Genomic DNA, 21384 nt, shown 5'->3' on the forward strand with positions numbered 1-21384 from the left:
TTCCGTCCAAGTAAGGGCGAACGATCACCGGGGCTGGGACCGTGCGAACTCGTGGACATCGTAGACGCCCGAGCGCGGCTGGAGCGGCCCCTCGTTCCCGTACGCGCCTATCGCGACGCCGCCAGGCACCTGGTGCCGCCCACTCTGGTGGTGTTCCTGCCGCTCGCCACCGCGGCGCTCCTGCCGGTGCTGAGCGGCTCGGCCGTGGTGCGCAATGACGAGCTGGAGATCTCCGGCGCCGTCTGGCAGGCGCTGGATGCGGTGGTGGGCGGGCTACACGGCCCGGCGCTGGTGGTCGTCTCGGGGGTGGCGGTGGGCGGGCTGACGTTGGCCGGCACGCCGTTCCAGGCGAGCGTGATCACGCGTGAGCGCTGCTCCTGCCCGGCCTCGTGTACGGGCCCCGGCTCGGGAGGAGTGATCTACGCGCCCTGTACGCGGGCCCCGGAACGGAGATGATCGCGCCGGTCGACGGGTACGAGCCGGCCCGGCTGCTCACGTGCGCCGACCACACCTGTCGCGACACCCGCTTCCACTTCGCCGAGATGGCCACGACGCCCCTCAATCTCACTCCCTGACACACTGCCCCCGGTCAGAACCCGCCCGCCGATTCGTGACAACCCGTCGGGGTAGCGGAGTCCCTCGTGAGCAGGAATGTGACGGAGAAGCTGATCGCCGCCCATCTGGCCAGTGGCGAGATGCGGCCGGGTGAGGAGATCGGGCTGCGGATCGACCAGGCTCTGATCCAGGACGCCACCGGCACGATGGTGATGCTCGAACTCGAGGCCCTCGCCCTCGACCGGGTACGCACCGAGGTGGCCGTCCAGTACGTCGATCACAACCTGCTGCAGACCGACGAGCGCAACATGGCCGATCACGTGTTCCTCCGCTCGGCCTGCCGCCGGTTCGGCATCTGGCACTCGCGCGCGGGCAACGGGGTGTCCCATCCCACCCACATGCAGCATTTCGGCGTGCCGGGCAAGACGCTGGCCGGGTCCGACTCGCACACCTGCGCGGCCGGCTCGCTCGGCATGCTCGCCATCGGCGTCGGCGGCCTGGAGGTGGCCATGGCCATGGCGGGGGAGCCGCTGTTCGTCACGATGCCCGAAGTCTGGGGCGTACGGCTCACCGGTGCGCTGCCGCCCTGGGTGAGCGCCAAGGACGTGATCCTGGAGATGTTGCGCCGCCACGGCGTACGAGGCGGCGTGCACCGGATCATCGAATACCACGGTCCCGCGCTCGCCACGCTCACCGCGATGGACCGCCACGTGATCGCCAACATGGGCGCGGAACTGGGCGCCACCACCACGGTCTTCCCCTCCGACGAGCGCGTGCTGGAGTTCCTGCGGTCGCAGGGACGGGCCGGCGACTTCACCGAACTCCTGCCCGACCCCGGCGCCACGTACGACCTGCACGACGAGATCGACCTGTCCACGCTCGAGCCGCTGATCGCCCGTCCCGGCTCGCCAGGAGACGTCATCCCGGTACGGCAGGCCGCGGGCGAGCCGGTCCACCAGGTCGTCGTGGGTTCCTCGGCCAACCCCGGCCTGCGCGACTTCGCGGTCGTGGCCGAGACCCTGCGCGGCCGCCAGGTGCACCCCCAGGTGTCCCTGGACGTGAACCCCACCTCCCGGCAGATCCTCACCGACCTCACCAAGATGGGCGCGATCACGGCGCTCATCGAGGTCGGGGCCCGCATCCACCAGACCGGCTGCCTGGGCTGCATCGGCATGGGCCAGGCCCCCGCCGTCGGCCGCAACAGCCTGCGGACCTTCCCCCGCAACTTCCCCGGCCGCTCGGGCACCCGGGACGACTCGGTCTGGCTCTGCTCACCCGAGACCGCCGCCGCCGCGGCGCTCACCGGCGCCATCACCGACCCACGCGACCTCGGCCTCGACCATCCGCGGGTGCACCTGCCCGCGACGGCCAGCGCGGGCACGGCCCTCCTCGAACCGCCCCTGCCCGTCGATCAAGCGCGCGAGGTGGAGCTCAGCAAGGCCCCGAGCATCGGCTCGCTGCCCGAGCTGGACCCGCTGCCGGACTCCCTCACCCTCCCGGTCGTGCTCAAGGTCGGCGACGACATCTCCACCGACGAGATCATGCCGGCGGGCGCCCGGGCGCTGCCGTACCGCAGCAACATCGCGGCGCTGGCCGACTTCGCCTTCACCCAGATCGACGAGGACTACCCGCGACGGGCCCGCGACGCGGGCCCGCACGCCATCGTCGCCGGCCGCAACTACGGCCAGGGCTCCTCCCGCGAGCACGCCGCGATCGTGCCCCGCTACCTGGGGCTCCGCGTCGTCATCGCCAAGTCCTTCGCCCGCATCCACTGGCAGAACCTGGCCAACTTCGGCGTGTTGCCCCTGGAGTTCACCGACGAATCCGGCTACGACACGATCGGTGGCGAACTGCGTCTGGAAGGCCTGCGCCAGGCGATCGAAAACGGCACAGAGCTGACCGTGAACGGCATGGCCGTCAGACATCGTCTCTCCCCCCGCCAGCGGGCCATGGTCCTGGCCGGCGGCTGGATCCCGCTGTTCCGACGGTCTCCCGCCCGTTCACCGTTCTCGTGACGGCCGCTCAGAGGTGGACGCGGATGGGCAGCGATTTCCACGCCCGCAGGATGTTGTTGTGGTGGCGTGGGGGCGTCCCGGCCAGTTCGAACCGCGTGACCCGGCGGGCGAGCGCGGCCGGCACCGCTTCGGCTTCCAGCCGGGCGACGTGCCGGCCGACGCAATGGTGCAGGCCCATGCCGAAGCCGACGTGCCCGTACGGGTCGCGGGACAGGTCGAAGGAGTCCGGGTCGGCCCAGCGGCGCGGGTCGCGGCTGGCGGCGCCGAGGAACATGAGGCCGTGCACGGTGGTGCCGACGCCGGACACGGGGTGGGCTTGCCGGCGCCATATGGGGCAGGGGAGCAGGGAGCACCTGGAGAGGAGATCGCCGTGTCCGGAACCGCACGCCGCCAGCACGTGGTCATCGTGGGAGCGGGGTTCGCCGGTTTTCATGCCGCCCGCACTCTGGCGCGCCTGGCCAGAGGCGCCGTCGACATCACCCTGGTCAGTCAGGCCGACTACTTCCTGTACCTGCCGCTTCTTCCCGAGGTGGCCTCGGGGATCCTCGATGCGCGGCGGGTCACCGTGCCGCTGGCGCAACGTTGTCCCGGTGTCCGGCATGTGCTGGGCGAGGTGCACGAGATCGACCTCGGCCGCCGGACCTTGGCATACCTCGATCCGGAGAACTCCCGGCACAGCATGACCTACGACCGGCTGGTGGTCACGGTCGGCAGCGTCAACAAACTCCTGCCCATCCCCGGGGTCGCCGAGCACGCGCACGGCTTCCGCAGTGTGGCCGAGGCCCTCTATCTGCGCGATCACCTGCTGCGCCAGATCGAGCTGGCCGACGCGACCGGCGATGCCCGCGAGCGGGATGCGCGCTGCACGTTCGTGGTCGTGGGCGCGGGATACACCGGAACCGAGGTGGCCGCCCACGGCCAGTTGTACACCCGCCAAGCCGCCCGGCTCCGGCCTGGCCTGCGCGACCAGCGCATCCGCTGGCTGCTGGTCGACATGGCGCCGCGTGTCCTGCCCGAACTGGATCCGCGCCTGTCGGACCGCGCGGGGCGGGTATTCGCCCGGAGAGGTGTGGAGGTCCGTACCGAGACCACCGTGGAGGCGGCCACGCCGGAGGGGGTGCAGCTGTCCGACGGCGAGTTCGTCCCCACCCAGTCGCTGATCTGGTGCGTCGGTGTCCGTCCCGACCCGCTCATCGACGGCCTCGGCCTCCCCACCACGAAGGGGCGGCTCAATGTCGACGAATACCTCGGCGTGCCGGGCCATCCGGAACTGTTCGCGTGCGGTGACGCCGCCGCCGTGCCCGACCTGACCCGGCCGGGGGAGATCACCGCCATGACGGCCCAGCACGCCCAGCGGCAGGGCAAGCTCGTGGCGCACAACATCGCCGCGTCCTACGGCCACGGCGAGCGCAGGCCGTACCGGCATCATGATCTCGGGTTCGTCGTCGACCTCGGCGGCGCCAAGGCCGCGGCCAACCCGTTCGGGGTGCCGCTGTCCGGGATGCTGGCCAAGGCCGTGACCCGCGGCTACCACGTGCTCGCCATCCCCGGAGGCCGGACCCGCATCGTCGCGGAGTGGCTGCTCGATGCCGTGCTGCCGCGCCAGATGGTCCAGCTGGGGCTGGTGCGCGGCTCGGCGGTGCCGCTGACCGCGGACGCGCAGCGGGGACTGGTCGACCGGGGGATCCGCTCGCCACGGGAGAAGGCGGAAGCCGGTCAGGCGCCGAAGCAGCGCTGAGCGGACGCCAACAAACAGAAGAAGAGTCTTGGCAAGCGCTTTCCCAGCCGTGTAAAACGTTTCGATACGATCACTTGGCTAGGAGCACGCCCGTGAGGCTCATCTTGACCGCCGCCATGACGGCCTTAACCGTCATGGCGCAGCCGCTGTCGGCCACGCCGGCCGCAGCGGCGCCGCTCGACCCGGCGAACGGCCTGAGGTTCGACTTCGGCTCGACCACCAGCCCCCTCGCCGACGGTTACACCCGCGTCGCGCACACCACCCTCTACAGCGCCGCGACCGGCTTCGGCCTCGACCGCGCCGTCGGCTACCGGGACCGGGGCACCGCCGACCCGCTGACCCGCGACTTCACCGTCTCAGGCCAGTACGGCTTCGCCGTGGACGTGCCCGACGGCGAGTACGAGGTCTCGGTCGTCTCCGGTGATGCCATCGCGCCCAACGTCACCACGCTCTCCGTCGAGGGGGCCGGCCGTGGCGCGATCACCGCGGCCACCGGTGCGTACGGCACCTACACCGGCACGGCAGCGGTCACCGACGGCCGGCTCGACCTGGCCTTCGGCCGGGACGGCCGGGTCAACGCGGTCCGGATCGGCCCGGCCACCGCGCCCACCGGGCTCCGGGTGGCGGGCATCACGGCGAGCGCCACGCCCGCGGTCACACTGGCCTGGAACGCGGCGGCGGGAGCGGCGAGTTACGAGGTCTACCGCGCCGAGACCGCCGCCGGGCCGTGGCGCCGGCTCGGCTCCAGCGCGGGCGCCGCGACCACCTACACCGACACCACCGCCGAACTGGGCCTGACCTACACCTACGCGGTCAGCGTGCCGGGCGGGACGCTGGGCGCGCCGCTGGTGGTCGAGGTCAAGGACCCGTCGGCGGCCGCGCCTGCCGCGCCCCAAGGGCTCGCCATGGTCGCGGCGACCACCGAGAAGGTGATCCTCCGCTGGAAGGACGCCGAGGGGGCGCTGCTCTACCACGTCTACCGGGACGGCGCCCGCGTGGGCGTGACCCGCGAGCCCGGCTACGAGGACGAGCGGCCGCCCGCCGACCGGCACGCCTACCGGGTGGTCGCCGCCGGGGCGGGCGGATTGTCGGCCTCCTCCGCCACGCTCACCTCGCCGATCACCCGCTTCCCGCTGCGCCGCATGGAGCGGCTGGATCGCGGGCTGGTGGCGGTGCCCACGAGCGAGGGCACCCTGGTGAGCTGGCGGCTGCTGGGCACCGACCCGGCTCAGGTGAGATTCCGCCTCTATCGCGACGGCGAGCTGATCGCCGAGACGGACAAGACCAACCACGTGGACGCGGGTAAGGGCGCCTACACCGTCGCGGCGATCGTCGACGGGCGGGAGGGGCCGAAGTCGGCCGCCGCCCGGCCGTGGGCGCAGCCGTACCTGGACATCCCCCTGGACAAGCCGGACGGCGGGGTCACACCGAGCGGCGGGACGTACGACTACCGGGCCAACGACGCCTCGGCCGCCGATCTGGACGGCGACGGCGCCCTGGAAATCGTGGTGAAGTGGGATCCGTCCAACTCCAAGGACAACTCCCAGGGCGGCTACACCGGGGCAGCGATCTTCGACGCGTACGAGCTCGACGGCACCCGCCTGTGGCGGATCGACCTCGGCCGCAACGTCCGGGCGGGCGCGCACTACAGCCCCTTCCTGGTGGCCGACTTCGACGGGGACGGCCGCGCCGAGTTCGTGGTGCGCACCGGCGACGGCACGGTGGACGCGGCGGGCACGGTCATCGGCGACGCGAACGCCGACCACCGGACCTCCAGCGGGCGCATCGTGTCCGGGCCTGAGTACCTCACCGTCTTCGACGGCCTGACCGGCAAGGCGCTGCACACCGAGGACTTCCAGCCCGCCCGCGGCAACATCGCCGACTGGGGCGACAGCAGCGCCAACCGCTCCGACCGCTTCCTGGCGGCGGTGGCCTACCTGGACGGCGAGCTGCCCAGCATCGTCATGACCCGCGGCTACTACGCCAAGTCCATGCTGGCCGCCTATGACTGGCGGGACGGCAAGCTGACCAAGCGATGGATCTTCGACAGCACCGACAACGCCGGCTACGGCGGCCAGGGCAACCACAACCTGTCCGTCGCCGACGTGGACGGCGACGGACGCGACGAGATCGCCTACGGGGCGATGACCCTGGACGACGACGGCACCGGCCTGTACACCACCCGCCTCGAGCACGGCGACGCCATGCACCTGGGCGACCTGGACCCCGCCCACCCCGGTCTGGAGATCGTCGGCGTGCACGAGCACACCAACATGCCGTACGGCCTGGAGATGCACGACGCCGACACCGGCGAGATCCTGTGGGGCGTGCGGACCGGGCAGGACACCGGCCGCGGCCTGACCGGCGACATCGACCCGGCCCACCCTGGCGAGGAGGTGTGGGCCTCCAACGGCGCCGGCCTGCACACCGCCACCGGCCGGACGCTCTCGTCCAAGACCCCGGCGATCAGCAACACCATCTGGTGGGACGGCGACCTCTCACGCGAGATCCTCGACCACACCTACTCGGCCGACCTGGCCGCGGGCGTGCCCACCATCGGCAAGTGGGACCCGGCGGCCCTGACCACGGTCAACCTGCTCACCGCGACCGGCACCTACTCCAACAACACCACCAAGGGCAACCCCTCGCTCCAGGCCGACCTGCTGGGCGACTGGCGGGAGGAGCTGCTGGTGCGGACCGAGGACTCCACGGCCCTGCGGATGTACGCCACGCCGTACCCGACGGAACACCGCCTTCCCGCGCTCATGCACGACCCGGTCTACCGGGTCGGCATCGCCTGGCAGAACGTCGGCTACAACCAGCCGCCGCACACCGGCTACTTCCTCGGCACGGGGATGGCCGCTCCGCCGGCTGCGTACCTCACCACCGGAGCGCCGGTCGCCGCCCGGCTCACGCTGCACGGCGACCGGCTCGCCGTCCACGTGGGCGGTGACGTGCTGCCCGGCACGATCCGCGCCGTCGCGGACGGCAAGCTGGTGGACCTGGCGGCCCGGCCCCTGACGACCGGAGAACTGGCCGTCGACGGCCAGGCGATCCCCGAGGCCCTCGCCGGCTACTCCGGCACGGTGTCGGTGACGATCACCGGCCACCTGGTCGACGGGCGCACGTTCTCCGGGACGGTCAAGGTACGCCTGTAAGACGTATGCGGCAGGTGACGGGCGCCGCCCGTCACCTGCTGACGTTCAGCTTGAGGCGGGGGTCATGGCGGCGAAGCTACATCCGTTCGAAGCCGCGTACCCGCTCCCAGTCCGTCACCGCCGTCTCGAAAGCCGCCAGCTCGGCCCGCGCCGCCTGGGCGTAGTGGCCGAGCACCGCGTCGCCGAAGGCCTTGGCCGCGATCTCGCTGGTCTCCCAGCGGTGCAGCGCCTCGGCCAGGGTCGTGGGCAGGCGCGGCACCGCGGGGTCGGCCAGCGCGTTGGCGGCGTGCGGCGCCGGCAGCGGCAGGCGGTTCTCGATGCCGTGCAGGCCCGCGGCCAGCACGGCGGCCACGGCCAGGTAGGGGTTGGCGTCCCCGCCGGGAACGCGGTGCTCGATGCGCAGCGACGCGCCCGCGCCGACCACGCGGATCGGGCAGGTGCGGTTGTCCCTGCCCCAGGTGATGCCGGTGGGCGCGAACGCGCCCGGCTGCAGCCGTTTGTACGAGTTGACGTTCGGGGCCATGAGCAGCGCGAGATCGGGCAGGCAGGCGAGTTGCCCGGCCACGAAGTGGCGCATCAGCTCCGACATGCCGTCGTCGTCATCACCGGCGAAGGCGAGAGAGCCGTCTATGCCACGCAGCGACAGGTGGATGTGGCAGGAGTTGCCCTCCCCTTCGTCGAACTTGGGCATGAAGGTGAGCGCGACGCCCTCCTGGGCGGCGATCTCCTTGGCGCCGTTCTTGAAGAACACGTGCTTGTCGCAGGTCGCCATGGCCTCGTCGTAGCGGAAGACGATCTCGTACTGGCCGGCATGGCACTCGGCCCGGGCGGTCTCCATGGTGAGCCCCGCGCGGACCATCTCCCGGCGGACGCGGCGCACGACCGGCTCGATGCCGGCGAGCCCCTGCAGGGAGTAGTCGACGTTGTAGCGGGTGCCGGTGCGCAAGCCGTGGTAGCGGCGTTCCCAGGCGTCCTCGTAGCTGTCGCGGAAGATCAGGAACTCCAGCTCGGTTCCGGCGTACGCGGCCAGCCCGCGCTCGGCCAGCCGGTCGAGCTGCGTGCGCAGCACCCGCCGCGGGGCCACCTCGACGGGCTCACCGGAGCTCGCGCCCGGCCATAGGGCGTCGGCGATGACGAGCGCGGTGCCGGGATCCCAGGGGAGCGGCCGCACCGTCGCGGGGTCGGGGCGCAGGACGAAGTCGCCGAAGCCGGTGTTCCACGCGTCGATGGCGTAGCCGGGGCCGGTGTCCATCTCGACGTCGGTGGCGAGCAGGTACACGCAGGCGCCGAACCCCTGCCGGGCCGCCTCGTCCAGGAAGTACGGCACGGACAGGCGGCTTCCCTGCAGGCGGCCCTGCAGGTCCGGAACGCTGACGATCACCTCCTCGATCCGCCCCGCCTCGGCCTCGGCACGCAGCCATTCGTAGGTCATCTCTGCTCCTGAAGGATGGGGGCGAGCGGGTTCGGGACGGTGCCGTGGACGACGTCGAAGCCTTCGTCGCGTTCGGCGCGGTCGTGGAAACCGCCGCCGAGCAGCTGCTCCCGGTTGAGCGCCACCCGGTCGAACTCCGGCGCGAACAGGCCGAACGCCTCGAACCTGTCCGCAAGCTCGGGGAAGCGGGCGTGGTACCGCTCGATCTCGGCGCGGACGAGCGCCCAGAACTCCGGCTCCGGCACGCCGAGATGCCGCTCGGCCAGCGGGGCGAAGAACCGGAAGTGCCCCGCGAACACCGCACTGAGCAGCGAGTGCGCCAGCTCGCCCGCCGGCCAGCGCAGCAGCACCGCGTCGGCGCGCGGGGACAGGCCCGCGTACTCGGGGCGGTGCCCGGGCAGCAGGTTGACGTCCTCGGCGAAGTCCTTGACCGCGACGCCCACGGGGATGTCGGCGGCGTCGTAGAGGATCACGGTGTTCTCGCCGTGCGGGCAGTACGCCACCCCGTACCGGTAGAGGTAGTGCAGCAGACCGGGCAGCAGGGCGGCGAAGAATCTGGACAGCCAGGCCCGGGCGTCGAGCCCCGACCGCGCGACGAGCTCGGCCGCCAGCGCCCGCCCGTCCGAGCCGATCTTCAGCAGGGCCGCCATGGTCCTCGCCCGCTCGCCGTCGCGCAGCAGCGCCGCGACGGGCTCGCGCCACACCGCGCCGAGCAGCTCGTGGTAGCGGTAGGGGGCGTCGCGCACCGCCTCGTACAGCGGGTGGCGGACGGCGACGGAGGCCACCTCGCCGAGCGGGTGGAAGCGCAGCTCGTCCCGCAGGTACGCGTCCCCGTCACGGAGCGCGTGCAGCCAGGCCGTCACGTCGGGCGCGGCCCGGGTCGGCTCGGTGGACAGCCCCCGCCACACCAGCGTGTTGCGGATGGCGAGCGGCACCTTGACGTTCCGGCGAGCGGGATCGTCCAGGTTGGCCAGGGTGCGGATGGACTGCAGCGGCCGGTAGCGGTCGGGGCCCTCGCCGAGGAGGACGATGCGGCCGTCGGCGAGGTAGGGGGCGAAGAGAGTCTCGACGGCCTCGTCCCAGTGGAAGGGGTGAACGGGCAGCCAGACGTACACCGCCGGGTCGGGCACCAGGTCCGCGAAGCGTTTGCGGGTCTCCTCGTCCAGCTCTTCCGCCAGGAGCGTCTCGGCGTCCAGCCCGGGCACGCCGGAGTATTCGGCCAGCGAGGTGTGCACGGCCGCCCACAACAGCCGGACGGCGCCGGCCGACTCGGGGGCGTAAGCCGCGGCGTCGGAGGCGGCGAAGCCGAGCCTGCCCTTGTTGAGCAGCATGCAGGGATGCCCGTCCTGGTACGCCTCCAGCTCCAGGTGGTCCAGATCGGCGAGCTCGGCGGCGGTGCGGGCGCGGGCGAGCAGCTCCGCCTCCGCCCGCCGGGTCGAGGTGAGTTCGCGCAGCACCTCGGCGGTGGTGGGGCCGTCCCAGCCGAGGACCGTCCGCGCGTCGAGCAGCAGCCGCTCGGGCCCGTTCTCCCCGTCGTCGGGGTGACGGCGCACCGTGCCGTCCACAAGCCGCCAGTTCCCGAACGTGCCGCGGGTCGCGCGGAACGTCCAGCGCACGCCGTCACCCAGCTCCAGCCGGTAGGCGTCGGGGCCGGACGCCGGGTCGGGCTCCGGGCGCAGCAGCTCCTCGTAGGCGAACTCCTCGACGGCCTTGGTGAGCAGGCGGCGGCCGGCCTGCTGCCAGGTGTCGCGGGTGGGGCGGTTCATCGGATCTCCTCGGAGTACGTGAGAGCGGGTGCCGGCCGGGGGAGCGGGGCGCGGCGCAGGGACAGGCCGGTGGCGAGCAGGTGGACGGCCGCCGCGACGGCGATGGGCAGCGCGAGGTCGTACGAGACCGCGGCCGCGGCGGCCACCGGCGCGGCGAGCAGGCCCGTCGACCGGGCGGTCTCCACGGCGGTGAACGCCGGCCCGGCCGTGCCGGTGGCGCGGAACACCCACAACTCCACGGCGACCTGCCCGACGCCGAGGCCGACGCCGAACAACAACCGTCCCCCGGCCAGCGCCGGCCATGACGGCGACAGCGCCTGCCAGGCGAGCCCGGCGGCGGCCACGGCCAGGGCCAGCGGCAGCAGCCGGTCGCCGAGCAGGTCGTGGCAGCGGCGCACGACGGGCAGCACGGCCAGCGCGGCCACGCTGGGCAGGAAGAACAGCACCGCCGACCCGGTGGAGCCGCTGCCCAGGTCGTCGGCGAACTCGGTGAAGAAGGGCCGCGCCACGTTGACCGAGAAGTCGAACGCCACGCCGATCAGCGCCGCCTGCACCAGCACCAGCCCCGTGAGCCGCCACCGCGCGCCCGCCGTACCGGCCTCGCCGGCCTCGGCGTCCGCCGCACCGGCCGGGGCACGTTTGCCCAGCACCCGGTAGGTGAGCACGGCGAGCAGCACGTCCAGAACCGCGAAGGCGGAGATGCCGATCCGCGGCTCGGGCAACGCGAGCACCCCGGCCCCCACCATCGTCGCCACCACGGTCGACAGGTGGAACACCACCACGATCGAGCAGATCCCGGCCAGCCGGGCCCGCTCCCCGCCCGCCGGGTCGGCGTCGTGCTCGGCGATGAACGCGGGGTAGGCCAGCAGCAGCGCGCTGTTGGTGGTCACGACGGCCGCCGACAACACGGTGTACGCGGCGTAACTGGGCGCGAGCCCCAGGAGCAGATCCAGCACGGCCGAGCCGCACAACCCGGCCAGGACCAGCCGGTGCAGCGGCCACCGCCGGGCCGCCAGCCCCCACAGCGGCAGGGCGGCAAGACCGACGATGCGGCAGATCCACAGGTAGAGCCCGGTGGCGCCGGGCTCGTCGATGCCGTACAGCCGGTCGAACAGTTGCGGCAGGAAGGGGGTGAGCGAGGTCTCGGCGACGAGGTGCAGCCCGATCACCGAGATGAGCACGACCTTGGCGCGGTTCACCGCAGCGAGCCCACCGAGCGTGGCGCCGCGGGCTCCGGCAGGCCGGAGGCCTCGGGAGCGCTCGGCGAGCCGAAGGTCGTCCAGGCCACCCGCTCGGGGACGGGCAGCACCGTGCGCCCGGCGACCGCGTTGAGTATGGTCGCGGCCCGCCACGCGCCGAGCGTGAGATCGGGGGCGCCGACGCCGTGGGTGTGCATCTCCGCGTTCTGGACGTAGAGCTCCCCGGACACCCGCGGGTCCAGCGCGACCCGGTAGCCGCCGTCGACCTGGTAGCGGCCCTTGCCGTCCCAGTCGACCAGGTCGGACAGCGGCTCCAGGAACGCGGGGCGGGCGGCCGCGTACCCGGTCGCCGCGACCACGGCCGAGGTGCGGATCTCGAAGACCGCGTCCTGCGGGCTGTGACGGCAGGTCAGCGTGTAGCCGCCGGCGTCGCCAGTGGTGGTGACGGCGGCCGCCACGACCTCCACTCCGGGGTGCAACGCGGCGGGCGGCTCGGCGCCGCCGATGGTCCGCTCGTACAGCTCGTCGTGGATGTCGGCCAGCGTCTCCGAGCTCACCCCCTTGTACAGCTGCCACTGCTCGCGGACGAGCCGCTCCCGCTCGGCCTCGGGGAGACCGCGGAAGTACCGGATGTAGTCGGGGGTGAAGTGCTCAAGGCCGATCTTGGAGTACTCCATGGGCGCGAACGCCGGGGTGCGGGCCAGCCAGCGGACGAACGGCCCGCCGGAGCGCAGCAGATCCAGCACCACCTCCGCCCCCGACTGGCCGGCGCCGATCACCGTGACGTCGGGCGCGGCGGCGAGCCGGTCGCGGTGGGCGCGGTAGCCGGCGCTGTGCAGCACCCGGCCGGCGTGCGCCTCCGCCAGCAGCGGGCGCAGCGGCTCAGGGACGACCGGCTCGGTGCCGACGCCCAGCACGACCTTCCTGGCCAGCACACGGGTGACCGCCCCGGCCGCGGACCGGTACGTCACCGCGAACGCCGCGGCCTCCTCGTCCCACTCCAGCGCGGTCACCTGGGCGTCGAACCGGCAGGAGGGCAGCCGCTCGGCGACCCAGCGGCAGTAGTGGTCGTACTCGCGGCGCGGGATGTGGAAGCGCTCGGAGAAGAAGAAGGGGAACATCCGGTCGTGGCGGCGCAGGTAGTTCAGGTACGACCAGGGGCTGGTCGGATCCGCCATGGTCACCAGGTCGGCGAGGAACGGCACCTGCAGGACGGTCCCCTCCATCAGCAGGCCGGGGTGCCAGGAGAAGGCCCGCTTGCCGTCCAGGAAGAGCGCGCGCACTTCCGGCACGCCGTCGCAGAGCGCGGCCAGGGACAGGTTGAACGGGCCGATGCCCACTCCCACCAGGTCGTACGTGGTCACCACTGCACCTCCGTGAGAGGGTTGGGAAGGTCGATGTAAACGGACTGCGTGTGCACGTCGCCGACGAGTTCGTCGCGGCCGTCCACGCAGGTCAGGAAGTTGCCCTTGCAACGCAGCGCCGGCGCGTCGAGCAGCAGGTCGAGCAGGCCCTTCGCGCCCGGCTCCACCGCCCGCAGCCGCTCCAGCGCGGCACGCAGCACGCGCAGCAGGCCGCCCTCGTCGGCGAGCCCGAGCGCCCCGAACGCGCCCACCAGTCCGAGCAGGTTGTTGATCCCCAGGTAGTAGGCGACCCGCTCGTCCACGAAATCGTCCTCGAAGACCATCTCCACGCCGTCGGCCAGGCCGGGCAGCAGCCGCTCCAACGCGCCCGCCATGGAGGCGGCCACGTAGTAGCCCTGGCTGTCCCGGTACCAGCCCGCGCGGGGCAGTCCGTCGCCGTCCAGCGCCACCAGGGTGTTCTGGTGGTGCGGCTCCAGCGCGATGCCGTATCGCGCGTGCAGCCTGATCAGCGGCACGACCAGCACGTCGAGATAGCGGGCCAGCCAGCGGGCCGACGCCTCGGCGAGGGAGAGGCCGTGCGCCCGGGCGAGGCGTGCCGTGGCGGCGGACAGCAGCGCGCGGTGCCGGGGCGGCGTGCCGTCACCCGGCCCCGTGCGCTCGGCCAGCAGCCCCGCCACGCACTGCCCGTCACCCGGGCCGCCGCGGAAGGGGTTGTCGCGGATGGCGGTCTCCAGCCCGGTCTCCGGCCCGTCGGCGCCCGCTGACACCCACGCGAAGTCGCGCAGGATCCCGAACTCCGGATGCTCGGCGCGCAGCCAGTCGCCCGGGCCGGCGGCCAGCAAGCGGGCGGCCCGGACGCCGAGCCGCATTTCGCTGCGCAGATTGTTCCTGCGCGAGTTGGTGATCCGCATGCCGAGGGAGAGTTTGAGCATCGCGCCGGCGTCCGGCCGGTGCACGGTGCGTACCGACGAGGTCGGATGCCACGCCGGCCCCGCCGCCCCGAGCGGGCGCAGCAGTCCCGCTTCGACCAGCGACGCCACCTCGGGACGGCGCAGCACCTCACGCGCCTGCCACGGATGGGCGGGGATGGGCACCATGCCCTCGGGAAGCCGCAGCCCAGCGGCGAGGCCGCGCAGCAGCTCGGCCGGGCTCCGCCCGTCGGCGCTGTCACCGACGACGATGGCGGGATCGGCGGCGAACCAGTGCAGCTGGAACGAGCCCCGCAGCTCCGGAGAATAGGCGTCGAGCTCCCCGTCGGACGCCTCCTGCCTGCTCTTGGGCGCGGGATGGAACGGATGCCCCAGTAACAGTGCCTGCTCGGCCTCGAGGAACGGCGTCGCCTCCGCCCCGCCCTCGCCTCGCCGCCGCGCGAGAAACGTCCCGGTACGGCGGCCCGAGTCCAGCACCCGGGCCACGGCATCGGACCCGAGGTGATGCGGCAACCGCCGCCGCACGACCGCCTCACGGATGGCGACGGCGGCCACGAGCGCGGCATCGGCGGGGACCGGATCGGTGGCGCCGCGCGCGCCGCCCTCGGGGACGACGTGCGGTTCGCCGAAGCGGTGCCAGCCGGTGGCCGACCGGTATCGCACCGGGACACTCAGCCGGACGCCGCTGGCGGGAAAGTCGAGCAGCAGCTCCTCACCCGCGACCGGGACCGGGGTCGCGGTCTCGCGCACATAGGCTCGGAGCAGCGTCTCCATCGCCGCGGCCTCCCCCGCACGGAAGGGGTCGGGATGGTCAAGAGGATCCGCCCCGAGGGGCGTGGGCTCACCGGACGGGAGCACGTCGTGCAGGTCCGCGCCGAGGGGCGTGGGCTCACCGGACAGGTCCGGCCCGGGCCCGGTCACAGCGTCTCCTCCTCGGCCTCGCCCGCCGCGGCGACCAGGTGGACGAGCCGCTCCACCTCGGTGGCCGTCACATGCGGGTTGAGCAGCGTGAGCTTGAGCCGGACGCGGCCCGGCCCCTCTCCCGGGAGCTCGGTACGGCCGACGACGGCACGCCCCTCGCGGAGCAGGCGCCGCCGCAGCCCGGCGTTCACCCGGTCGGCCAGGGCGGGATCGGCGGGCAGGTACCGGAAGAGGAAGGCCGTCAGCACCGGGTCCGCGTGCAGCTCCAGCCGGGGATGGGTGCGTACGGCCGCGGCCCCGGCGTGGGCCAGGTCGTGGCAGGTGTCGACGAGACGGCCCAGGCCGTCCCTGCCCAGGGTGGCGAGCGTGACGGCGATCTTGAAGGCGTCGGGGCGGCGCGTGGTGCGCAGGGAGAGCCCCAGCAGGCTGGAGTAGCCGGCGTCCTCGTCGTCGGCCGGGTTGAGGTAGGCGGCGCGCCGGGCCAGGGACGCGTACGTCTCGGCCCGCCGCACCAGGAAGACGCCCGCGGCGACGGGTTGCCAGCCCAGCTTGTGCCAGTCCAGCGACACCGAGTCGGCCCTCTCCAGGCCGGCCAGCAGCGGGGCCAGCCGGTCGGAGAGCAGCGCGCCGCCACCGTACGCGGCGTCCACGTGCATCCAGGCGCCGTGCTCGGCGGCCAGGTCAGCGCAGGCGTTCAGGGGGTCGATCGCCCCGGTGTCGGTGGTGCCGGCGGTGGCGACCACGGCCATGGGCAGCTCGCCCCGCCGGACGCACTCCCGCAGCGCGGCCGCCAGCTCGTCCTGGTTCATCCGCAGGTCGCGGTCCACGGGGATGGTGACGACCGCGTCCTCGCCCAGGCCCAGCAGGGCGGCGGCGCGCCGTACCGAGAAGTGGGCGGCGGCGGAGGCGAAGATCCGTGCCCGCGGCGCGCCCGCCGGCAGGCCGCTGCGCTCGATCCTGCACCCGCTAGCGCGCCCGAGCACCCGGTCCCTGGCCAGCATCAGGCCCATGAGGTTGGACTCGGTGCCGCCGGAGGTGAGCACCCCCGCGGCCGTGGACGGGTATCCCACCAGCTCGGCCAGCTCACCCAGCACCAGGGTCTCCAGGGCGGTGGTCGCAGGCGCCTGGTCCCAGGAGTCCTGCGACGGGTTGAGCGCGGAGACCGCCAGGTCGGCGGCCACGGCCACGGCGAGCGGCGGGCAGTGCAGGTGCGCGGCGCAGGCCGGGTCTGCCGGGTCGGCGCTGCCGGCGGCCACGAGCGTGGTCAGCCGCCGCAGGGCGTCGTCGTCACCGCCCGGTCCGGCGAATGCATGGGCGAGCTCGTCACCGGGCCGGCCGAAGGCCCGGTCACCGCCCGGCTCGGTGAGCGCCCGGGCGACCCGCGCGAAGAGCTCCTGGGGCGTGCCGGCGGGGATCGGCCCGCCGCGCCGTGCCGCGCCTTCGGCCAGGGCCTCCAGCACGGTACGCACCATCGGCCCCAGGGCGGCGGCCCCGGAGACGCCGCCGGACAGCGCGGGCGCGACCACAGCGGTCATGCCCGCCGCCCCGTGAGCCGCGGAGCGGTGACCTCGGCGATCGCGTCGGCCAGCCGGTCCAGGACGGCCTCCGCCTGCTCGTCCGTGATGACCAGCGGCGGCAGCAGGCGGACGGTGGAGTCGTGGCGGCCGCCCAGCTCCACGATGAGGCCGCGGTCCAGGCATGCGGCGCGGACCCCGGCCGCCGTCCGCGGGGCCGGCGGACGGGCGCCACAGGAGTCGGGTTCGCCTTCGGGATCGACGAGCTCGACGCCGATCATCAGACCGCGCCCGCGGACGTCGCCGATCGCCGGCAACTCGCCGCGCAGCCCGTCCAGCCGGGCCGTCATCCGGGCCCCGACCGTCGCGGCCCGCTCGGCCAGCCCTTCGCGGGCGACGTGCCGCAGGGTCGCGGTCCCGGCCGCCATGGCCAGGGTGTTGCCGCGGAACGTGCCGGTGTGCGCGCCGGGCCGCCAGCCGTCGTAGTCCTCGTGATAGACCACCACGGCCAGGGGCAGGCTCCCGCCGATGGCCTTGGACATCACCATGGCGTCGGGAATGACCCCGCTGTGCTCCACCGCCCAGAACGCGCCGGTGCGACCCACCCCGGTCTGCACCTCGTCCACGATCAGCGGGATGCCGCGCTCGGCGGTGATCCGGCGCATCTGGCGCAGCCAGGAGTCCGGGGCGGGCACGGCGCCGCCCTCGCCCTGCACCGCCTCAAGGATCATCGCGGCCGGCGGCACCACGCCGCCGGAGGGGTCGTCGAGCAGCCGCTCGGTGTAGGCCGCCGACAACTCCGCGCCCCACTCGCCGCCGACGCCGAACGGGCAGCGGTAGGAGTACGGGTACGGCAGGCGGGTCACGTCCGCGGCGATCCCGGCCACCGGCTCCTTGACCGCGACGTTTCCGGTGACGGCCAAGGCACCCGTGGTCATGCCGTGGTAGGCGCCGGTGAAGGCGAGCAGCCCGCGCCGGCCGGTGGCGGTCTGCATGAGCTTGAGCGCCGCCTCCACGGCGTCGGTTCCGGCGGGCCCGCAGAAGTGCACGCGGGCCCGGTCGGCGAAGGCGGGGGGAAGGGTGGCGAACAGCGCCTCGGTGAACGCGTCCTTCTCCGGCGTGGCCAGGTCGAGCACGTGCAGCGGGGCTCCGCTGTCCACGGTGCGCCTGATGGCCTCGATCACCACCGGGTGGTTGTGGCCGAGCGCGAGGGTGCCCGCGCCGGACAGGCAGTCGAGGTAGTGGCGGCCGTCGGCGCCCTCGATCGTCATGCCGTGCGCGCGTACCGGGACGACCGGGAACGAACGGGCATAGGTCCGCGCCGAGGACTCCCGGTCGCGTTGCCGCCGCAGCACGGCGTCGATGCGGAGTGCGGGGTCGAGGTCGGTCGGATGCAGAGTCATTCAGGCTCCGGATGGCAGAGGTGGACGACGGTACGGCCCGGCGGGCCGATGGGGCTCAGAGCAGGTGGCGCTCGGCCACGGGGTGACCGAGGAAGGCGTGCATGGCGAATTCCCAGCCGTAGGAACCCGCGTTGGGAAAGACGACCAGGTCGCCGGCGCGCACGCGGTCGACGCGGACGTCGCGCAGCAGGGTGTCCTCCGGCGTGCACAGCTCGCCGACGACCGTGACCTCGGCGTCCTCGGCGGCGGGCCGGGGGCAGCCCTCGGGCCAGCGCTCGATCGGCAGCACCGCGATGTTGTGCACGATGTCCCACGACGTGGGGAGCTGGAAGTGGTTGATGCCGCCGCGCAGGACGACGAACCGTTTGCCGTACGAGGTCTTGACGTCGGTCACCTCGGCGGCGTACCAGCCGCAGTCGGCGACCAGGAACCGGCCGGGCTCCAGCAGCACCCGCACGCCCGGCGGCGGCTCGGCCTGTCCGGCGAGCTCGCCGAAGCGGGCGACGTCGAAGGGTTTCTCGTCCTCGAACGCGACGCCGATGCCGCCGCCGATGTCCACATGACGCAGCTCGACGCCGTTGTCCCAGGCGGTGCGTACGCTCCAGTCCAGGCACCAGCGCAGGTACGCGGCGTGGGATTCGGCGTCCAGGTTGCCCGAGGCGGCGTGGACGTGGAAGCCGACCAGGTCCAGGCCGGGCAGCCGGGCGGCGGCCCGCAGCACCTCGGGCACGTCCGGCTCGGCCACGCCGAACTGGGACGGCACGCCTCCCATGTGCAGGGACCCCGTGACGGGGATGGCGGCCGGGTTCACCCGCAGCGCCACCCGGGCCGTGGTGCCCTCGCCGACCGCGATCCGGCTGATGCGGTGGAGTTCGAGCAGGCTCTCGGCGTTGATCGCCTCCACTCCGGCCCTGACCAGCGCCGTCAGGAGCGGGACCGACTTGGCGGGTCCCGCGGCCACGACGCGTGCCGTGCCGGTGAGTCCCCGGGCCAGGTCCAGCTCGGACCTGGACGCGACCTCGAACCCGTCCACGTGGGGCGCCAGGGCCGCGACGACGCCGGGGAAGGAGTTGGCCTTGACCGCGTAGTAGACGGCCGCCCACCCGGGGAGCGCCGTGCGTAACTCGCGGGCCCGCTCGGCGGCCACCGCGCCGTCGTACAGGTAGGCGGAGACCGGGGTGGCGGCCTGCGCCAGGTCGAGGAGCCGATCGCGGACGGTGCGGGGGAGCAGGTCCACCGGGTAGGCGGAGCGTGGCGCGGCAGACGGCGGCAGCTGGATGGACATGGCTTCTTTCCTGTGAGGGAACAGATGAGAAGGGGCATGCCCCCAGAGAGTTCTATTTAGGTAAGGCTAACCTAAAATTAATCTCCGTCATACGCAAGACGTCATCGTGTGATCCAGAGCACGACATGACTGTGGGCCGCGACCGTATCGGTCGCGGCCCACTCCCTGCAGTCGATTCAGCGTGCCGCGACGGCCTCCGAGCGGACGGTGCGCAGGGCAGACAGGAAGGTGTCGGCGGCCTGCGCGCCCGACACGCCGTAGGCGCGGTTGAGCACGAAGAACGGCACGCCGGTGATGCCGAGGCCGCGTGCCTCACTGATGTCGGCCTCCACGGCGTCGGCGTAGGCGTCGCTGCCGAGGACCTTCCGGGTCTCGTCCTCGGGAATGCCGAGCTCGGCGGCGAGGCGGACCAGGGTGTCGGGGTCGTCGACGATTTCGCCTTCGACCAGGTGGGCGCTGAGCAGCCGCTCGTGCATCTGCGCGCCCAGACCGTGCTGGGCCGCCAGATGGCTCACCCGGTGGGCGTCGATCGTGTTGACCGAGATGGCCTTGTCGAGTGCGTACGTGAGGCCTTCGGCGGCGGCGAGGTCGGTGACCTGCTGGGTCATCTGCCGTACCTGGGCCGGTGCGGCGCCGTACTTCCTGGCCAGGTGGTCGAAGGACGGTTCGCGGTGTCCCTTGGGGTGGGAGGGGTCGAGCTGGAAACTGTGCCAGTGCAGCTCCACCTCGTCGGCGTGCTCGAAGCGGGCGAGGGCCGACTCCAGGCGCCGCTTGCCGATGTAGCACCACGGGCAGACGACGTCGGACCAGATGTCGATGCGCACCGTGCTCACAGGACGCACACCCCGTCCGTGCACACGGGCGCGGCGTCCGAGCCCAGCGTGACCAAGGGGGAAGGGTTGACCGGTTCCGTATCGGGGCGCTCGTCGGGAGCGGGCTCCACGGAGTCGGGAAGAGCAGGCATGATCACTCCAATCACGTGTTCCTCCGCATAACCCGGAGCGGCCGCATTCCCATCCCAGGTCGGCCGCGCGGGGCCGGCCGGCACCGCCGGCTACCGCTGATCGAGCTGAGGCGGTCAGCCTTCGCAGCGCCGTTTGATGCTCTCCGCCTCCGTGCGTACGTACCTGGTGGTGCGCCCCTTGGTGAGCAGGCCGATCAGCGGCGCCGCCGGCCCGGACTGGTCGATCGTGAGCCGGAGCGACGCGCCTGCCGTCCGCGGCGTGAGCGTGTGCCCGGCGACCGTGGTCAGGCCCGCGCCGGCCGACCGCCAGCCGAACGAGCTGCCCTCGTCGAACTCGGTCACTCGCCAGAGCAGCGCGGGCAACCCCGGCTGCTTGATCCGGATCCGGCCGCCGAGCGCCGGCGGGCCGTCGCCGAGACGCTCGACGCTGGTCACCGTGGGCATGAACGCGGGCCAGCGGGCGATGTCCGTCATGACGCGCCAGATCCGCTCCAGGGGTGCGTCGATGTCGATCGTGGTCTCGAAGTGCATGAGGGCAGTATGGGCAGGTCGGCTTGTGAACCGGTTGGACCCGTCCAGGACATCTTGTTTGGCGGTCTGTCCCTGGGAAAGAGGAACAAGGCCTTCCTATCCCCGACAACCCGGTGGGCGAGACGACTCATGAGCGTGCAGTCAGAGCCGCGCTGCCCCGTCAGCGCCGGCCTGGCCTTCATCCGCGACCTGGTACGCGTCGGCGGCCGGCACCTGGGGCGTGCAGGCCGGGAAAGGCAGCCGGCCCGCTGAATGGCCCCGTTAGCCGTGACTCATCAGCATCTTCCCGACATGAGCGTGATCGCCATCGCCGGTGAGGTCGACAAGACCAACAGCGCCCAGCTCGCGGACTACGTCGACCGTGTCCGCCGCCCCGGCGACCATGTGATCTTCGACCTGTCCGAGCTGTCGTTCCTGGACAGCTCCGGCCTGCACGTCCTGCTGGCGTGCGCCCGCACCTGCACCGGCGACGGCTCCAACGCGCACCTGTGCGCCGCACGGGGCGCGCCCGCTCGCCTGCTGCACATCACCGGAGTGGACGGCCGCCTGCCCACGTACGTCACGGTGGAGCACGCCATCGCAGCCGTCCTGGCCACCCGTACCAGCTGAA

General features: G+C 72.9%; 19 protein-coding genes. 7 read left to right on the forward strand and 12 right to left on the reverse strand.

From position 1 onward, the window contains the following. Window positions 1–51 precede the first annotated feature (51 nt). The 3 genes from EDD27_RS13240 to EDD27_RS13245 all read left to right on the forward strand — a co-directional run bounded on the left by EDD27_RS13240 (window position 52) and on the right by EDD27_RS13245 (window position 2570). Window positions 52–456, forward strand: a complete 405-nt coding sequence (locus EDD27_RS13240) for a hypothetical protein (RefSeq protein WP_127932705.1) — start codon at window positions 52–54, stop codon at window positions 454–456. Next, entirely contained in the window at window positions 453–575 is a 123-nt protein-coding gene (locus tag EDD27_RS57695) for a hypothetical protein (protein ID WP_277750708.1), read from the forward strand. The genes EDD27_RS13240 and EDD27_RS57695 overlap by 4 nt, the downstream gene beginning before the upstream one ends. Window positions 576–641: 66 nt before the next feature. Further along, a complete protein-coding gene (locus tag EDD27_RS13245; protein WP_127932706.1) occupies window positions 642–2570 on the forward strand; it encodes an aconitate hydratase in 1929 nt (642 codons plus the stop codon). 7 nt (window positions 2571–2577) lie between these two features. On the opposite strand, the gene EDD27_RS13250 is transcribed toward EDD27_RS13245, so the two are convergent. Beyond that, on the reverse strand, window positions 2578–2877 hold the full coding sequence (locus EDD27_RS13250) for a cytochrome P450 (RefSeq protein ID WP_241564009.1): 300 nt from the start codon (window positions 2875–2877) through the stop codon (window positions 2578–2580). 63 nt (window positions 2878–2940) lie between these two features. On the opposite strand from EDD27_RS13250, the gene EDD27_RS13255 reads away from it, so the two are divergent. Beyond that, entirely contained in the window at window positions 2941–4308 is a 1368-nt protein-coding gene (locus tag EDD27_RS13255) for an NAD(P)/FAD-dependent oxidoreductase (RefSeq protein WP_206642348.1), read from the forward strand. Window positions 4309–4400: 92 nt separating this feature from the next. Then, window positions 4401–7466 carry a rhamnogalacturonan lyase family protein gene (locus EDD27_RS57700; protein WP_127932707.1) on the forward strand — a complete coding sequence of 1022 codons (3066 nt, stop codon included), beginning with the start codon at window positions 4401–4403 and terminating at the stop codon, window positions 7464–7466. Between the two features lie 76 nt (window positions 7467–7542). Here the strand turns inward: EDD27_RS57700 and EDD27_RS13265 are convergent, their stop codons facing one another. The 11 genes from EDD27_RS13265 to EDD27_RS13310 all read right to left on the reverse strand — a co-directional run bounded on the left by EDD27_RS13265 (window position 7543) and on the right by EDD27_RS13310 (window position 20774). Then, window positions 7543–8898 (reverse strand): glutamine synthetase family protein, encoded by a 1356-nt coding sequence (locus EDD27_RS13265; protein WP_127932708.1) that lies wholly within the window; start codon window positions 8896–8898, stop codon window positions 7543–7545. Further along, window positions 8895–10664 carry an IucA/IucC family protein gene (locus EDD27_RS13270; protein WP_127932709.1) on the reverse strand — a complete coding sequence of 590 codons (1770 nt, stop codon included), beginning with the start codon at window positions 10662–10664 and terminating at the stop codon, window positions 8895–8897. The genes EDD27_RS13265 and EDD27_RS13270 overlap by 4 nt, the downstream gene beginning before the upstream one ends. Further along, a complete protein-coding gene (locus EDD27_RS13275; protein ID WP_127932710.1) occupies window positions 10661–11863 on the reverse strand; it encodes an MFS transporter in 1203 nt (400 codons plus the stop codon). The genes EDD27_RS13270 and EDD27_RS13275 overlap by 4 nt, the downstream gene beginning before the upstream one ends. After that, entirely contained in the window at window positions 11860–13227 is a 1368-nt protein-coding gene (locus EDD27_RS13280) for a lysine N(6)-hydroxylase/L-ornithine N(5)-oxygenase family protein (protein WP_241564010.1), read from the reverse strand. The genes EDD27_RS13275 and EDD27_RS13280 overlap by 4 nt, the downstream gene beginning before the upstream one ends. After that, window positions 13224–15077 carry an IucA/IucC family protein gene (locus EDD27_RS13285; protein WP_127932712.1) on the reverse strand — a complete coding sequence of 618 codons (1854 nt, stop codon included), beginning with the start codon at window positions 15075–15077 and terminating at the stop codon, window positions 13224–13226. The genes EDD27_RS13280 and EDD27_RS13285 overlap by 4 nt, the downstream gene beginning before the upstream one ends. Beyond that, on the reverse strand, window positions 15074–16612 hold the full coding sequence (locus tag EDD27_RS13290; RefSeq protein WP_127932713.1) for a pyridoxal phosphate-dependent decarboxylase family protein: 1539 nt from the start codon (window positions 16610–16612) through the stop codon (window positions 15074–15076). The genes EDD27_RS13285 and EDD27_RS13290 overlap by 4 nt, the downstream gene beginning before the upstream one ends. Further along, the gene (locus EDD27_RS13295) at window positions 16609–17994 is read right to left on the reverse strand and encodes a diaminobutyrate--2-oxoglutarate transaminase (protein WP_127932714.1); all 1386 of its coding nucleotides are present in this window, start codon (window positions 17992–17994) and stop codon (window positions 16609–16611) included. Before EDD27_RS13295 ends, EDD27_RS13290 begins: the two co-directional genes overlap by 4 nt. 55 nt (window positions 17995–18049) lie before the next feature. After that, on the reverse strand, window positions 18050–19279 hold the full coding sequence (locus EDD27_RS13300) for an alanine racemase (RefSeq protein WP_127932715.1): 1230 nt from the start codon (window positions 19277–19279) through the stop codon (window positions 18050–18052). Window positions 19280–19455: 176 nt separating this feature from the next. Then, window positions 19456–20112, reverse strand: coding sequence for a DsbA family oxidoreductase (locus tag EDD27_RS13305; protein WP_338324639.1), 657 nt, complete (start codon window positions 20110–20112; stop codon window positions 19456–19458). After that, the gene (locus EDD27_RS57705; protein WP_277750709.1) at window positions 20109–20243 is read right to left on the reverse strand and encodes a hypothetical protein; all 135 of its coding nucleotides are present in this window, start codon (window positions 20241–20243) and stop codon (window positions 20109–20111) included. Before EDD27_RS57705 ends, EDD27_RS13305 begins: the two co-directional genes overlap by 4 nt. 114 nt (window positions 20244–20357) lie before the next feature. After that, window positions 20358–20774, reverse strand: coding sequence for an SRPBCC family protein (locus EDD27_RS13310; RefSeq protein WP_127932716.1), 417 nt, complete (start codon window positions 20772–20774; stop codon window positions 20358–20360). Window positions 20775–20903: 129 nt separating this feature from the next. On the opposite strand from EDD27_RS13310, the gene EDD27_RS57710 reads away from it, so the two are divergent. Further along, a complete protein-coding gene (locus EDD27_RS57710; RefSeq protein ID WP_277750710.1) occupies window positions 20904–21026 on the forward strand; it encodes a hypothetical protein in 123 nt (40 codons plus the stop codon). Beyond that, window positions 21027–21383: an STAS domain-containing protein gene (locus EDD27_RS13315; RefSeq protein ID WP_127932717.1), complete on the forward strand. Its 357-nt coding sequence runs from the start codon at window positions 21027–21029 to the stop codon at window positions 21381–21383. Window position 21384 lies beyond the last annotated feature (1 nt).

It is taken from the genome of Nonomuraea polychroma (assembly GCF_004011505.1).
Taxonomy (GTDB): Bacteria; Actinomycetota; Actinomycetes; order Streptosporangiales; family Streptosporangiaceae; genus Nonomuraea; species Nonomuraea polychroma.